This is a genomic window from Pseudomonas sp. PDM10 (assembly GCF_014852295.1).
Classification (GTDB): Bacteria; Pseudomonadota; Gammaproteobacteria; order Pseudomonadales; family Pseudomonadaceae; genus Aquipseudomonas.
Genome location: NZ_JACVBJ010000001.1, coordinates 437,470 through 452,585, shown reverse-complemented (window position 1 = coordinate 452,585; position 15,116 = coordinate 437,470). Strand labels below are relative to the sequence as shown.

Genomic DNA, 15,116 nt, shown 5'->3' with positions numbered 1-15,116 from the left:
TCAATTACAGTGAAAAAACCTGACAGGACTCAGGCGAAATGCAGCCCTCCCCCACTTCCGTTATCTGTTGATGTTGGTCCCCAAGACTTGAGCCAGGCTGTCATCGGAAGACACCACTGATCACCAGAGGACCACCTCATGATCGCTCGACTCAAATCCGCACCCGTCTCTACCGACTGGGACGCCAAGGCTTACCAACAATTCTCGCGTCTTCGACAACGACCGGTGAGCGAACTGCTTGATCACGTTGATCTCAAACAACCCAAACGCATTTACGACCTGGGTTGCGGCACCGGCATCGCCACGCAAGTGTTGGCCAAGCGCTGGCCTCGAGCGCAGTTGCAGGGCATCGACAGTTCGCAGCAAATGCTGGACGAAGCCCGTTGTCTGCCGATCAAGGCGTCGTGGAAACATTGCGATCTACTCGACTGGCAACCCGAACAACCGGCGGACCTGCTGTTCGCCGCCGCCGTACTGCACTTCGTCAGTGGTCACGAACAGTTGTTGCCGCGACTGCTCGGCCAGCTCAATCCGGGTGGATGCCTGGCCGCGCACATGCCCGACTGGCGGGATGCGCTGTGGTACAAACTGATGCTCGACACCCTTGAAGAGGCAGGCCCCGGTGGCAAACCACTCGGCCCCCCGCAGTTGCGCGAGGCCATGGCGGCGCGGCCGCTGTTGTCTTTGGAAAGTTACTATCGGTTGCTTTCGCCGATCACCCAGACCCTGGATATCTGGGAGACCGAACAGCTACAGGTTGTCGACGGCAAGTCACCGATCTATGACTGGGTCAAAGTCTCGGCGCTGCGGCCGGTGATGCAGGGCCTGAAGAATGATGAACAGGCGCGGTTCATCTACCACTACCTGATGCGCGTGCATGCGCACTACCCGCCGGAGAGTGACGGGCACACGTTGTTTCCGTTCAAGCGGATTTTCATTGTGGCCACGGTTTAAACCTGTGGGAGCGGGCTTGGTCTGGGCGGCATTCCGACGAAGGCGGTTTAACCTTCAGCATCGATGCAAGCTGACCCACCGCTTTCGTCGGAATGCCGCCCAGACCAAGCCCGCTCCCAAAGGGGATTTTCGGTGAACACAAGAATTGCGTTCAAACCGGATCACTGTGGGAGTGAGCCTGCTCGCGATGGCGTCAGCTCAGACACCGCAAATCGCCAGGATCACTCCCGCGATTCAACCCCCAACTCATCCCACACCGACTCCGCCAGGTGGAACGTCGCATTCGCTGCCGGAATGCCGCAGTAGATTGCGCTCTGCATGATCACTTCCTTGATCTCGCCGCGGGTCACGCCGTTGTTGGCGGCGGCGCGCAGGTGCAGTTTGAGTTCTTCATTGCGGTTCATGCCGATCAACATAGCGATGGTGATCAGACTGCGGGTGTGGCGCGGCAGTCCCGGACGGGTCCAGATGTCGCCCCAGGCATGGCGGGTGATCATCTCCTGAAACTCCGAGTTGAACTCGGTCAGCGCATTCAGGCTGCGGTCGACGTGGGCGTCGCCGAGTACCGCGCGACGGACTTTCAGGCCCTCGTCGTAGCGTTGTTTCTCGTCCACAACAATCCCCTTAATCAGCTGACAAAAACGCCAACACGCGCTCGCTGAATGCAGCACCGGCCTGAACGTTGGACAGGTGCGCGGCGTAGAACTCGGCGTACTCGGCGCCCTGCACGTGTTCCTGAATGAAGTGCCCGCCGGACGGCGGCGTGACCGGGTCTTCGGTGCCGGCGATGACCAGCAGCGGCACCTTGATCGAGGACAGCTGATCGCGGAAATCGGCATCGCGCACGGCGGCACAATTCGCGGCATAGCCTTCAGGCGAGGTGGCCGCGAGCATGTCCGTGATTTTTTTCGCCGCAGCAGGATTGGCTTCAGCAAAATCTGCGGTGAACCAGCGCGCAATCGACGCATCACGCAGCGCGACCATGGCGGCCGAACCGTCACGCAGCACGGTTTCAATGCGCGGGTTCCACACCGACGGATCGCCGATTTTCGCCGCGGTGTTGCACACCACCAGTTTGTTCAGGCGATCACCCGCGTTGATCCCCAGCCACTGGCCAATCAGCCCGCCCATGGACAGACCGCAGAAATGCGCGCGTTCGATGTGCAACGCATCCAGCAGCGCCAGCACGTCATGGCCCAGTTGCTCGATGTTGTACGGCCCGGGCGTGACCAGCGATTGGCCATGGCCCCGGGTGTCGAAACGCAACACACGAAAATGCTCGGTGAACGCCGCAATCTGCGCGTCCCACATGTGCAGGTTGGTGCCCAGCGAGTTGGACAGCACCAGCACCGGCGCATCCGCCGGGCCATCGAGTTGCGGCCCTTCAATTTGGTAGTGCAGTTCGCCCTCGGCGAGTTGTACGAAAGCCACAGCAATCTCCTTCAGGCAGTCAACGCAGAATGTTCAGCCACCGCTCGCTCGACCCAGGTATGGGCCTGACCGAGGTAATGGGCAGGGTCCAGCAAATGATCGAGTTCAGCATCCGACAGTTCGGCGGTCACTTGCGGCTCGTCGCCGAGTACCGCTCGCAGATGACGTTGTTCAGCTACTGCACGCTTGCAGCATTGCTCCAGCAAATGGTGCGCAGTGTCGCGCCCCACTCGTTGAGCGAGGACGATGCTCACCGCTTCGGCGAGCACCAGGCCTTGGGTCAGATCGAGGTTGCGGGCCATGCGTTCGGCGTCCACTTCCAGTCCGTCCGCCACCAGCATCGCTTGTTTCAAGCTGCCGGACACCAGGCAGCAAATCTCCGGCAGGGTTTCCCACTCGGCATGCCACAGGCCCAGGCTGCGCTCGTGTTCTTGAGGCATGGCGCTGAACAGCGTCGAGAGCAAACCCGGAACGCGCGTCGCAGCACCGATCAGTACCGCCGCGCCCACCGGGTTGCGTTTGTGCGGCATGGTTGAAGAGCCGCCCTTGCCCGGCGCGGAAGGTTCGAACGCTTCAGCGGCTTCGGTCTGCATCAACAGGCTGATGTCACGGCCCAGTTTACCGAGGCTGCCGGCGATCAATCCCAGTACCGAGCCGAACTCCACCAAGCGGTCTCGCTGGGTGTGCCAAGGTTGATCCGGCAATGTCAGTTTCAATTCTTCAGCCAGCGCGTGGGCAATCGGCATCGCCTGCTCGCCGAGGGCCGCGAGGGTTCCAGAGGCGCCGCCGAATTGCAGCACCAGCAGTCGCGGTTTGAGTTGTTGCAGACGTTGCCGGCTGCGAGTGACAGCGCCCAGCCAACCGGCGATTTTCATGCCGAGGGTGACGGGTGTCGCGTGCTGCAACCAGGTGCGCCCGGCCAGCGGTGTGGCGACGTAGCGCAACGCCTGGGTCGCCAGCGTTTCGCCCAGTTGCGCCAGATCGTTTTCGATCAGCTCCAGTGCCCCACGCAGTTGCAACACCAGACCGGTGTCCATCACGTCCTGGCTGGTCGCGCCCAGATGCACATAGCGCTCGGCTTCGGCATGGTTGGCCGCGATCTGTTTACCCAACGCCTTGACCAACGGAATGGCCGAATTGCCGGCCGTGGCAATCGCCTCGCCGAGCGCCGCGAAGTCGTAATGCCCGGCGTGACAGGCCGCTTCGATCGGCGCGACAGCCGTTTGCGGAATCAGCCCGACTCGCGCCTCGGCCCGAGCCAGCGCCGCTTCAAAATCAAGCATCGCTTGAACCCGACCCTGATCGCAGAACACCTCACGCATGTCGCGGGCAGTGAAATAGGCATCGAACAATTGATTGCCCGGTCGCTCGTTCATAAACAGTCCCTGGAGGCGTGGGCCGGTCAGGCCCACGGGTAAAGATCAAAGGTCGTTTTCCAAATACTTCGCCTGTTTCGGCAAGCGCAGGCTGAACAGGAACGCCACCGCCATCATCACCGTCACGTACCAGTAGAAGGAGTTTTCCATGCCCCCGGCTTTGAGGCTCAGGGCCACGTATTCCGCCGAACCGCCGAAGATTGCATTCGCCACCGCATACGCCAGGCCGACGCCCAAGGCGCGCACTTCCGGCGGGAACATTTCGGCTTTTACCAGGCCGCTGATGGAGGTGTAAAAGCTGACGATTGCCAGCGCCACGGTAATCAGTACGAAGGCCAGGAACGGACTGCTGACGCTTTTCAGACTCAACAGAATCGGCACGGTGAACAGCGTACCGAGGGCGCCGAACCACAGCATCGAGTTACGTCGGCCGATCTTGTCCGCGAGCATGCCGAACAACGGCTGCATGCACATATAAAGGAACAGCGCGCCGGTCATGATGTAGCTGGCGGTCTTGGCCTGCATGCCGGCGGTGTTCACCAGATATTTCTGCATGTACGTGGTGAAGGTGTAGAAAATCAGCGAGCCACCAGCGGTGTAACCGAGCACGGTGATGAACGCCGCTTTATGGTCGCGGAACAGCGCACGGATGCTGCCGGCGTCCTTGTTTGCGCGCATTTCCTTGCTGGTGGTTTCCTTGAGCGAACGACGCAGGAACAGCGAAATCAACGCCGCCAACGCACCGACGACAAACGGGATCCGCCAGCCATAGGCGCGCAAATCATCCTCAGTGAGGAACTGTTGCAGGATTACCACCAGCGACACCGCCAGCAACTGCCCGCCAATCAGCGTCACGTACTGGAACGAGGCGAAGAAACCGCGCTGGCCCTTGAGGGCCACTTCACTCATGTAGGTCGCGGTGGTGCCGTACTCACCGCCCACCGACAACCCCTGAATCAGGCGGGCGAACAGCAGCATGATCGGCGCCCAGACGCCGATGTCCTTGTAGGTCGGCAGGCAAGCGATGAGTAACGAACCGAAGCACATCATCAGAATCGAGATCAACATCGAATTCTTGCGCCCATGCTTGTCCGCCAGCCGGCCAAAGATCCAGCCGCCGATGGGCCGCATCAGGAACCCGGCGGCGAATACACCAGCCGTATTCACCAGCTGCACAGTCGGGTTATCGGACGGGAAAAAGGCAGGGGCGAAATAGATCGCACAGAAGGCGTAGACGTAGAAGTCGAACCATTCGACGAGGTTGCCGGACGAGGCGCCGACAATCGCGAAGATCCTTTTACTGCGCTCTTCGCCGGTGTAGTGCGCTGTAGTAGCGGTATCAGTTGTCATTGTTTTTTACTCAATGGGGACTGTGAGAGTCTAGACACACTTTGCAACAGCCCCGTTCCACAGATGCACTCTTCACACTGATCGTTCCTACGCTCTGCGTGGGAATGCATCCCGTGACGCTCCGCGTCACAGTGGACGCAGAGCGTCCATGGCGGCATTCCCACGCGGAGCGTGGGAACGATCAGGTTGGAATCAATAATCGAAGAACACCGTCTCGGCGTCGGTGCCTTGCAGGATCACATTCCACTGGTACACACCGGACGCATCCTGCTTCGCCAGCAAGGTGCTGCGGCGTTCAGCCGGCACACATTCCAGCAGCGGATCCGCCACGTTGGCCGGTTCGCCGTCAAAGTAAATCCGCGTCAGCAAGTGCTTCACCAACCCGCGAGCAAACACCAGCACAACCAAGTGCGGCGCCTGAGTCGTTCCGTTCAAGCCTTCCACCGTGCCCGGCTTGATCGTGGTGAAACGAAAGCGCCCTTCGGCATCCACCGGCACCCGGCCAAACCCTTCGAAGTTCGGGTCCAGGGGTTTGTCCTGATCGTCTTCAGGGTGGTCGTACTTGCCGGCGGCGTTGGCCTGCCAGACTTCCAGCATCGCGTCGTTGACGATGTCGCCGTTGCCATCGATGACTTGCCCGGTGATCGCCACGCGCTCGCCGAGGGTTTGTTCGACGGTCAGGTCTTCGCGGTTCAGCCAGGTCAAACCGATGTGGTAATACGGCCCGACGGTGTGGGATGTGGTCGCGTTCAGCGTCATCTTATTTCTCCATCGGCGTGGCTTCGCGGCCGCGCAAGACGATGTCCCAGCGATAACCGAGGGCATAGGAAGGAATGGTTTTTTCCAGGTCGAAACTGGCGATCAAACGTTCTTTGGCGCTGGTGTCCGGTACGCAGTTGTAGATCGGGTCATACGCCAGCAGCGGATCACCCGGGAAATACATCTGAGTGACCAGGCGCGTCAGAATACTCGGCCCGAACAGTGAGAAATGGATATGCGCCGGGCGCCACGCGTTGTGGTGGTTGCCCCACGGATAGGCGCCGGGTTTGATGGTCTGGAATTGGTACCAGCCATCGGCGTCGGTCACGGTGCGGCCGGTACCGGTGAAATTCGGGTCCAGCGGTGCATCGTGCAGGTCGCGATCATGGTTGTAGCGACCGGCGGCGTTGGCCTGCCAGATCTCCACCAGAATCCCTGGCACCGGCAAACCGTCTTCATCCAGCACGCGGCCGTGAATGATGATGCGCTCGCCCAGTGGCTCGCCTTTGTGTTGGGCGGTCAGGTCGTTGTCCTGCGCTTGAATGCGCTCGGCACCGATGGTCGGACCGGTAATTTCCGACAGCGAATGGGGCAAAAACACCAACGGCTTGGACGGCGAGCGACGATTGGTGGATTGATAGGCCGGGTGCAGGTAATCCGGCTGGGTGCCCTCTTGCGGGCGGCGGTAACCAGGCTTGTCAGTCATGGAGCATTTCCTCAGTTCTTATTAGTTACGCCGCGTGTCAGACCCGTTCGATCGCCAAAGCCAGACCTTGGCCAACGCCGACGCACATGGTCGCCAGACCTTTCTTGCCACCGGTCTTTTCCAGCTGATGCAGCGCGGTCAGTACCAGGCGGGCGCCGCTCATGCCCAACGGATGGCCCAAGGCAATGGCGCCACCGTTCGGATTGACCTGGGCTGCATCGTCCGCCAGCCCCAGTTCACGCAGCACGGCCAAGCCTTGGCTGGCGAACGCTTCGTTGAGTTCGATCACGTCGAAATCGCTGACCGCCAGGCCGAGACGTTCGGTCAGTTTGCGCACCGCCGGCACCGGGCCAATGCCCATCACCCGGGGTGCGACACCGGCGCTCGACATGCCCAGCACTTTGGCGCGGGCGGTCAAGCCGTGCTTTTTCACGGCGTCGGCCGAGGCCAGAATCAACGCCGCGGCACCGTCGTTCACCCCGGAAGCATTGCCGGCGGTGACGGTTTTGTCAGGACCGTTGACCGGTTTGAGTTTGGCCAGGGTTTCCAGGGTGGTGTCTGCGCGAGGATGCTCATCCTGGCTGACGACACTTTCCCCCTTCTTGTGGGCAATGCGCACTTCAACGATTTCTTCGGCGAAAAATCCTGCGGCTTGCGCGGCGGCTGTCCGCTGCTGACTGCGCAGTGCGAAAGCGTCCTGATCCTCGCGGGAAATTTCGTAATCGTCAGCCACGTTGTCGGCGGTCTGCGGCATCGCATCCACGCCGTATTGGGCTTTCATCAACGGGTTGATGAAACGCCAGCCGATGGTGGTGTCTTCCAGCTTCATGTTGCGCGAGAACGCCGCATCGGCCTTGCCCATCACGAACGGTGCGCGGGACATCGACTCGACGCCGCCGGCAATTGCCAACTCCATCTCGCCACTGGCGATGGCGCGAAAGGCAGTGCCGATCGCGTCCATACCCGAGGCGCAGAGGCGATTGAGGGTCACGCCCGGAATGGTTTCCGGCAGGCCCGCCAGCAACAACGCCATGCGTGCCACGTTGCGGTTGTCTTCGCCGGCCTGGTTGGCGCAACCGAGGAACACCTCGTCCACTGCGTTCCAGTCCACCGACGGGTTGCGCTCCATCAATGCCTTGATCGGCACGGCGGCCAGGTCGTCGGCGCGAACCGCCGACAGGCCACCGCCGAAACGGCCGATGGGGGTGCGAATCGCGTCGCAGATATAAACGTCGCGCATCAGGCTTCTCCCGGTGCTTGACCGTGGGCCGCGGCAGTGCGGGCTTCCAGATCACGCAGCGCCTTCAGTTCGACTTCGGTCGGCTCGGCGGTGTTTTCAACGTGCTCGGCAAAACGAACAGCCCAACCGGTGGCCGCGGTCACTTGCTCGCGGGTCACGCCCGGGTGCAGTGCGGTGACCACGAATTCATGGGTGCCGGCTTCCGGTTCCATGATGCACAGGTCGGTAATGATGCCGACCGGACCGGCGCCCGGCAGGCCGAGACGCTTGCGCGAATCACCGCCCTCGCCATGGCCGACCGAGGTAATGAAGTCGAGTTTGTCGACAAAGGAGCGCGCCGACTGCTTTAGGATGATCAGCACACTTTTCGCCGAGCCAGCGATCTCCGGCGCGCCACCGGCACCCGGCAGGCGGACTTTCGGCTGATGGTAATCGCCGACCACGGTGGTGTTGATGTTGCCGAAGCGGTCGACTTGCGCGGCGCCGAGGAAACCGACGTCGATGCGCCCGCCCTGCAACCAATAGCGAAAAATCTCACCGGTCGGGACGACGGTGTCAGCGGTTTCCGCCAGCTCACCGTCACCGATCGACAGCGGCAGTACGCTCGGCTTGGCACCGATCGGACCCGATTCGTAGATAAGGACTACATCCGGCGAGGAAGTCAGACGCGCCAGGTTGGCGGCTTTCGACGGCAGGCCGATGCCGACGAAACACACCGAACCGTTTTTCAGACGGCGGGCAGCGGCGACAGTCATCATTTCATTGGTGGTGTAAGTCATTACTTGGCCTCCGAAGCAGCGGCCAGTTTGGCCTGGAACTCGCTGAAGTCAGCGCAGCCGTGGATGTACTCGTTGATCCACGCGGTGAAGGTGTCACGGTCGCGGGCAATCGGGTCCCAAGCCTGGTAGAAACGGTTATCGCGCTCGTTGTAGCCGTGCGCGTAGGACGGATGCGCGCCGCCAGGGACGTGGCAGACCGCGCTCAAGGCCCAGGTCGGCAGAACGCAGGAGTTCATCGGAGCATTGAGGTCATCGACGATTTCTTCGACGGTAACGATGCAGCGCTTGGCGGCCAGTGCCGCTTCTTTCTGCACGCCGAGAATGCCCCACAGCAACACGTTGCCTTTGCGGTCAGCCTTCTGCGCGTGAATCACGGTGATGTCCGGGCGCACCGAAGGCACGGCCGCCAATACTTCACCGGTGAATGGGCAGGTGACGGTTTTGATCAGCGGGTTGACCTTCGGCAGGTCGGAGCCGGCGTAGGCACGCAGCACCGCAAATGGTAGGCCGGAGGCGCCAGCGACGTAGGCGTTTGCCAGGTCGGCGTGGCTGTGCTCTTCGATTTCCAGCGCGTGCGGCCACTGTTTCTCTACGGCGTCACGCAGGCGATGCAGCGAACCGACGCCCGGGTTGCCGCCCCAGGAGAAAATCAGCTTGCGAGCACAACCGGCACCGATCAACTGGTCGTAGATCAGGTCAGGCGTCATCCGCACCAGGGTCAGGTCTTTCTTGCCCTGACGAATGATTTCGTGACCCGCCGCCGTAGGGATCAGGTGAGTGAAGCCTTCGAGCGCGACGGTATCGCCGTCGTTAACGAATTGCTTCACCGCGTCGTGCAGCGAAAGGATTTCAGCCATGGGGCAGGCTCCCGTTTTGTTATGAACCGACAGTGGAAGAAAAAGGCGCGATGCGCAGCGCCGGAATGACTGAAGAGTAAGCCCCTGAAAAACGCCAAACAATCCGATAATCGACTGAGTGTTCGTTTATCGAACACATTGTTGCCTGCCTATCGATAAGTTCAAATGCTTCGCGAGCAAGCCCGCTCCCACAGGGGAATGCGATCAACTGTGGGAGCGGGCTTGCTCGCGAAGAGGCCCGTCAATTCAATAACAATTCCGGAAACTGCCCTCAGGTCGCATCCGCATGGCTGACCATGCCCTTGATCACCACCGCCGTGGTCGCCAATGCCGCTGGAATCACCAGCGCTGTCAGCACTTGTTCAAAGTTCCAGCCCAGCCCCAGTAGCGTTGCCCCCATCCATGCGCCGAGAATCGCGCCAAAGCGGCCAATCCCGAGCATCCACGACACCCCGGTCGCCCGCCCCTGCGTAGGATAAAAACGCGCCGCCAGAGAAGGCATCGCCGATTGCGCACCGTTGACGCACATCCCGGCCACGAGCACCAACGTCGCCAATAGCGTGATGTTGCCCAGGCTCTGCCCTACCGCGTAGGCAAACACCCCGGCGAATAGATAGAAAATGCCGATAACCTTGTGCGGATTGAACCGGTCCATCGCCCAGCCCACGCCCACCGCGCTCAACACCCCGCCAAACTGGAACAACGCGCCGATGAATGCCGCCTGCTCCATGCTCGCGCCACTGTCACGCATCAGCGTCGGCAGCCAACTGGTCAGCAGATAAACGATCACCAACCCCATGAAATAGGTTAGCCACAGCAACAAAGTGCCGGTGCTGTAGGTGCCGGAGAAGATCACCGCGAACACGTTGCGGGCCTTCACGGTTTTCTGTTCCGGCACGCTGAAGCTGGAAGCCTGGGCGACGACGGTTGGATCGATGGGCGCCAGGGTCTTGCGCACTTTGTCAGTGCCGCGATTGCGGACGACGAGGTAGCGTGCCGATTCCGGCAGCCAGAACAGCAATACGACGGCGAGGATCAGCGGCAAAATCCCGCCGATCATCAGCAGACTGTGCCAGCCAAAGGCCGGAATCAGTTTGGCGGAAATGAAACCGCCGCCCGCCATGCCGAGGTTGAAGCCGCAGAACATGCTGGTCACCAGCAGGGACTTCTTGCGCTCCGGGGTGTACTCGGACAGCAGCGTCGTGGCGTTCGGCATACCGGCACCAAGGCCCAGGCCGGTGAGGAATCGCAGCACCAGCAACTGATCGACGTTGGTGCTGTAAGCCGAAGCCAGGCTGAACGCGCCGAACAACAGCACCGCGCCCACCAGTACGATTTTTCGCCCGAAGCGGTCAGCCAATGGGCCAGAACCCAGTGCACCGAAGACCATTCCGATCAGCGCCGCGCTCATCACCGGGCCGAGACTGGCGCGGTCGATGCCCCAATCCTGAGACAGGGCGGGCGCGATAAAACCCATGGCCGCCGTGTCGAGGCCATCGAGGAAAACAATCAGGAAACACAGGATCACCACTCGCCATTGGTAGCGCGAAATGGGTTGAGCATTGATGAAGGACTGCACGTCGAGGCAGTTTCCTACAGCAGACTGGGGCTGGTTCATTATTTTTATTCCACGCAAAGAACGCAGTCGAACGGGTGTCAGCCAAGGCTGACGCTGTCACAAGAAAGGGGGATCGGAATCAGGCGATGCGGTTCCGGCAGGGAAACCGATGGGAACAGCGACAGTCGGGAAACGTACGCATGGGAGGTGCCTCTTCTCATTATTATTGGGGTCGTCGCCCGGCAATGGAGCGAGAACAGCAGCGCCGGATGACGCTGCCGCGACATTAATGATCCAAGGGAAAGAGCGTCAATTCGATAAACGCGACTCTGTGCGTTTATCGAACAGCTTAGGCGAAGAGTTGCGCGCTGAGGTCGCGACTCGCGCTCAGAAGGCCAGGCAGGAAACGTTGTTCCAGCTCGTTGCGGCTGACTCGGCCGGCGTGGGTACTGACGTTTAGCGCCGCCACCACTTGGCCGGAAGCGTCGTACACCGGAACGGCAATCGAGCGCAGACCTTGCTCCAGTTCCTGATCGACGATGCACCAGCCTTGCTGCCGCACCTCTTGCAGGCATTCGAGCAACGCCTCGGGGGTGTGCAGGGTTCGGCTGGTCTTGGCTTGCAGCTCGGCATGGTCGAGGTACTCGCGCAGTGACGTATCGTCCAGCGCTGCGAGAAGAATCCGACCCATCGAAGTGCAATAGGCAGGCAGACGTCCACCGACCGACAGGTCGACGGAAATCAGTCGCTGGGTGGTGGCCGAACGAGCGATGTACAAGATGTCATCGCCTTCCAGAGTGGCCATGTTGCAAGCTTCATGAAGTTGCTCGCTCATGCGGTCCAGGTAGGGCTGAGCGGAAACCGCCAGCGGCGTCGAGGACACATAGGCATGGCCAAGCGTCAGTACTTTTGGCAACAGCGAATAGGTTCGGCCGTCGGTGGTGGCGTAGCCGAGTTTGATCAGCGTGTGCAGGCAACGTCGCACAGCGGCGCGGGGAATTTCCGTGCGATGACTGATCTGGGCGATAGTGAGGTGACGTTTGCGTTCCTGGAACGCCTGCACCACAGCCAGGCCTCGGGCCAAGGACGTCATGAAATCCGGGTCGCCGGTCAGTGCCTGGATCCGCTTGGCGGGCGAGGCAACGATCGGCGGCGCCACTGAAGCGAAGGAATTGCGCATTTGATCGTTCATAAAAGGTCCTTTTCCCACACGGTTCAGCGGCTATTACAAGCGGCAGCCGGTCCCTCGCACAACCCCGGCCAGCCAACACCGTGCGATTATCGAACCATCGACCGATAATCGCAATCGGACCCGCCGATTCGATTTTATTGAACGGGCTTGCCTGCACCAGTTTTTTACACTGGCTCTGACGCAAACTAGAAGGTTCGATGTAATGTCCTAACTTGTTCGACTTCATGGCGTCAGAAAGGCATCACTGTAACGTCGTGCCGCAGAACCACCTATTAGCCGTATAAAGTTGCGAGTAACAAAACAATCACACATCAAGACCCACTTTTAACTCTTTGGCGATAGTGTTCTTCGAATCGACCGCTATAATGAAATTCAGTGGTGACCGGTTTTTAATTGCCGATTCCGCCGCCCGGTAGCGCGATGTTCCATCGCCGTTACCCGCAGCAAACGCCTGACATTCATTGCATATGCTTCGCCAAGGTGTTCGCTGAAACAGGAAACTGATGCTACGTCAGCTGTTTATCTCTGGTGCCGTGGCCGCCTGCAACATGGAAGTAATTGATCGCAACGCCGTAAAAAATGATGCCTTTGCGGGCCTTGTTCCATTCGACGAGCGTGGTCAAATACATTTGATGCAGTCGTTTCACCAGAATTTATCTCAACTCAATCAGGTAGCACTGTGACGAAAGACGAACTGCGCGCGGAACTTGAGCGCCAGGAACAACGTTACAAGGAAGTTTACGGCGGGGAAGTCACCACCTACGCCGCTCAGCCCGAACCGGAACGCAAACCCTGGCGTAAACGCGCCACCGTTCAGGATCAGGCTTTCACTCAAGAATTGCAGAAAATGGAAAAGGAACTCAAAGCCGAAGAGCCATAAGCCCTCGGCCTGAATCCTTTCAAGGGTCTGCGTCTGCACCCGTTAAAAACGGGATGTATCGATGATGCCTTTCGCGCCCGCTACCAGCGGGCAGCGGTCACCTCACCCACCGGATGAGGTAAATGGCGCATCTCTGGCCCTCTTTTCAGATATTTCACACAAGCGTTAAAACCTCTTGCTCCTACGAGAGAACGCCTTGTGTCTGCGGCCTTTTCAAAGAAATTCAATGACTTGCAAAACCCAGTAAAAACCTGGGGCTTGGGCCGTTGCCGAAAATTAATTCGTTGAAGAATGTTACCGATGAGCAGCAAGTGCATTGATTAGCAGTCTTTTCTGGCATAATCGCGCCCCCTTACGACCGGGTCAGAAAACCTTCATGATCGATTTATTCAGCGGACTAGATGCTTGGGTGCTTGTGAGCCTCTTGCTCGCCCTGGCCTTTGTCCTCGCCTTCGAGTTCATCAACGGCTTTCATGACACCGCTAACGCGGTGGCCACTGTTATCTACACCAAAGCCATGCCGCCCCATCTGGCGGTGTTTTTTTCCGGTGTGTTCAACTTCCTTGGCGTGCTGCTGGGCGGTGTCGGCGTGGCGTATGCCATCGTCCACCTGCTGCCGGTAGAGCTGCTGATCAATGTGAACACCGGTCACGGGCTGGCCATGGTGTTCTCGTTGCTCGCCGCTGCTATCACCTGGAACCTGGGCACCTGGTACTTCGGTATCCCGGCTTCCAGCTCCCATACGCTGATCGGGTCGATCCTCGGTGTCGGCCTTGCCAACGCCTTGATCAACGACATTCCGTTGGCTGATGGCGTGAACTGGCAGAAAGCGATCGATATCGGTGCGTCCCTGGTGTTCTCGCCAATGGCCGGTTTCCTCGTTGCCGCTTTGGTCCTCATCGGACTGAAATGGTGGCGTCCGCTGTCGAAGATGCACAAGACACCGGACCAGCGCCGCAAGCTCGATGACAAGAAGCACCCACCGTTCTGGAACCGTCTGGTACTGGTGATCTCGGCCATGGCCGTGAGCTTCGTGCACGGTTCCAACGATGGCCAGAAAGGTATCGGCCTGATCATGCTGGTGCTGATCGGTATCGTGCCGGCGCAGTTCGTACTCGACCTGGGCAGCACAACCTACCAGATCGAACGGACTCGCGACGCGACCCTGCACCTGAGCCAGTTCTACAAGCGCAATGCCGATACGCTGGGTGAATTCCTGGCCCTGGGCAAAAGCGTGGAAGGCGACCTGCCGGAGAAATTCCGTTGCAATCCGCAACAGACCGAACCGACCATCACCGCCCTGCTCGGCACCCTTAAAGGTGTAGCGGACTACCACTCGCTGCCGGCGGAAAGCCGCATCGAAGTGCGTCGCTACCTGCTCTGCCTGGACGACACAGCGAAGAAAGTCAGCAAGCTTCCTGGTCTCGCTGCCCGTGAAAAGGCTGACCTGGACAAGTTACGCAAAGACCTGACCACCACCACCGAATATGCCCCGTTCTGGGTGATTCTGGCGGTCGCTCTGGCACTCGGCCTGGGTACCATGGTTGGCTGGAAGCGTGTGGTTCTGACCATCGGCGAGAAGATCGGCAAGCAAGGCATGACCTACGCTCAAGGCATGTCTGCACAGATCACCACCGCGGGCATGATCGGCCTGGCCAACATCTTCAGCCTGCCGGTTTCCACCACCCACGTCCTGTCCTCGGGCGTGGCCGGCACCATGGTCGCCAATAAAAGCGGCCTTCAGGGTGGCACCGTCAAAACCATCCTGCTGGCCTGGATCCTGACCCTGCCAGCCACAGTGGCCCTGTCGGCCGGCCTGTTCTGGCTTGCGTCGAAGGCACTGGGCAGCTGATACATCGCTGCAACGAAAAAGGCGCGTTCCGTGAGGTTCGCGCCTTTTTATTGCCCACCGGAAACTCAAAACACCACAAAACCTGTAGGAGCCGAGCTTGCTCGCGATAGCGGCCTTACAGGCAAAATGGATGTTGAATGTTATGGCCCCATCGCGAGCAAGCTCGGCTCCTACAATGGGTC

General features: G+C 59.9%; 15 protein-coding genes. 4 read left to right on the top strand and 11 right to left on the bottom strand.

Translation table 11 applies throughout. The features are described 5' to 3' along the window. Positions 1-138 precede the first annotated feature (138 nt). On the top strand, positions 139-954 hold the full coding sequence (locus IB252_RS02130; protein ID WP_192406533.1) for a methyltransferase domain-containing protein: 816 nt from the start codon (positions 139-141) through the stop codon (positions 952-954). Positions 955-1,175: 221 nt separating this feature from the next. On the opposite strand, the gene pcaC is transcribed toward IB252_RS02130, so the two are convergent. The 11 genes from pcaC to pcaR form a co-directional block, all read right to left on the bottom strand. Continuing rightward, positions 1,176-1,568, bottom strand: a complete 393-nt coding sequence (pcaC, locus tag IB252_RS02125) for a 4-carboxymuconolactone decarboxylase (RefSeq protein WP_008147336.1) — start codon at positions 1,566-1,568, stop codon at positions 1,176-1,178. Between the two features lie 10 nt (positions 1,569-1,578). Continuing rightward, entirely contained in the window at positions 1,579-2,385 is an 807-nt protein-coding gene (gene pcaD, locus IB252_RS02120) for a 3-oxoadipate enol-lactonase (protein ID WP_192406531.1), read from the bottom strand. 11 nt (positions 2,386-2,396) lie between these two features. Continuing rightward, positions 2,397-3,761, bottom strand: a complete 1,365-nt coding sequence (locus tag IB252_RS02115; RefSeq protein ID WP_192406529.1) for a 3-carboxy-cis,cis-muconate cycloisomerase — start codon at positions 3,759-3,761, stop codon at positions 2,397-2,399. A 45-nt stretch (positions 3,762-3,806) separates the two neighbouring features. Then, positions 3,807-5,111, bottom strand: coding sequence for an MFS family transporter (locus IB252_RS02110; RefSeq protein ID WP_192406527.1), 1,305 nt, complete (start codon positions 5,109-5,111; stop codon positions 3,807-3,809). 192 nt (positions 5,112-5,303) lie between these two features. Then, positions 5,304-5,870, bottom strand: coding sequence for a protocatechuate 3,4-dioxygenase subunit alpha (gene pcaG, locus IB252_RS02105; protein ID WP_192406525.1), 567 nt, complete (start codon positions 5,868-5,870; stop codon positions 5,304-5,306). Between the two features lies 1 nt (position 5,871). Then, complete coding sequence (gene pcaH / locus IB252_RS02100; RefSeq protein WP_111450926.1) at positions 5,872-6,576, bottom strand: protocatechuate 3,4-dioxygenase subunit beta; 705 nt, start codon at positions 6,574-6,576, stop codon at positions 5,872-5,874. Positions 6,577-6,613: 37 nt separating this feature from the next. Further along, positions 6,614-7,819 carry a 3-oxoadipyl-CoA thiolase gene (pcaF, locus tag IB252_RS02095; protein ID WP_178082216.1) on the bottom strand — a complete coding sequence of 402 codons (1,206 nt, stop codon included), beginning with the start codon at positions 7,817-7,819 and terminating at the stop codon, positions 6,614-6,616. Further along, positions 7,816-8,595 carry a CoA-transferase subunit beta gene (locus tag IB252_RS02090; protein ID WP_095632377.1) on the bottom strand — a complete coding sequence of 260 codons (780 nt, stop codon included), beginning with the start codon at positions 8,593-8,595 and terminating at the stop codon, positions 7,816-7,818. Before IB252_RS02090 ends, pcaF begins: the two co-directional genes overlap by 4 nt. Then, positions 8,595-9,452, bottom strand: coding sequence for a CoA transferase subunit A (locus IB252_RS02085; protein ID WP_059407998.1), 858 nt, complete (start codon positions 9,450-9,452; stop codon positions 8,595-8,597). Before IB252_RS02085 ends, IB252_RS02090 begins: the two co-directional genes overlap by 1 nt. 271 nt (positions 9,453-9,723) lie before the next feature. Beyond that, positions 9,724-11,070, bottom strand: a complete 1,347-nt coding sequence (locus tag IB252_RS02080) for an MFS transporter (RefSeq protein ID WP_111450928.1) — start codon at positions 11,068-11,070, stop codon at positions 9,724-9,726. A gap of 289 nt (positions 11,071-11,359) precedes the next feature. After that, positions 11,360-12,202 (bottom strand): pca regulon transcriptional regulator PcaR, encoded by an 843-nt coding sequence (gene pcaR / locus IB252_RS02075; protein ID WP_008147316.1) that lies wholly within the window; start codon positions 12,200-12,202, stop codon positions 11,360-11,362. A gap of 503 nt (positions 12,203-12,705) precedes the next feature. Between pcaR and IB252_RS02070 the strand changes: the two genes are divergently transcribed. The 3 genes from IB252_RS02070 (at position 12,706) to IB252_RS02060 (ending at position 14,934) form a co-directional block, all read left to right on the top strand. Then, complete coding sequence (locus IB252_RS02070; protein WP_132834329.1) at positions 12,706-12,885, top strand: hypothetical protein; 180 nt, start codon at positions 12,706-12,708, stop codon at positions 12,883-12,885. Continuing rightward, the gene (locus tag IB252_RS02065; RefSeq protein ID WP_007935837.1) at positions 12,882-13,082 is read left to right on the top strand and encodes a hypothetical protein; all 201 of its coding nucleotides are present in this window, start codon (positions 12,882-12,884) and stop codon (positions 13,080-13,082) included. The genes IB252_RS02070 and IB252_RS02065 overlap by 4 nt, the downstream gene beginning before the upstream one ends. Positions 13,083-13,458: 376 nt before the next feature. Further along, positions 13,459-14,934, top strand: coding sequence for an inorganic phosphate transporter (locus IB252_RS02060; protein WP_111450929.1), 1,476 nt, complete (start codon positions 13,459-13,461; stop codon positions 14,932-14,934). Positions 14,935-15,116: the final 182 nt, after the last annotated feature.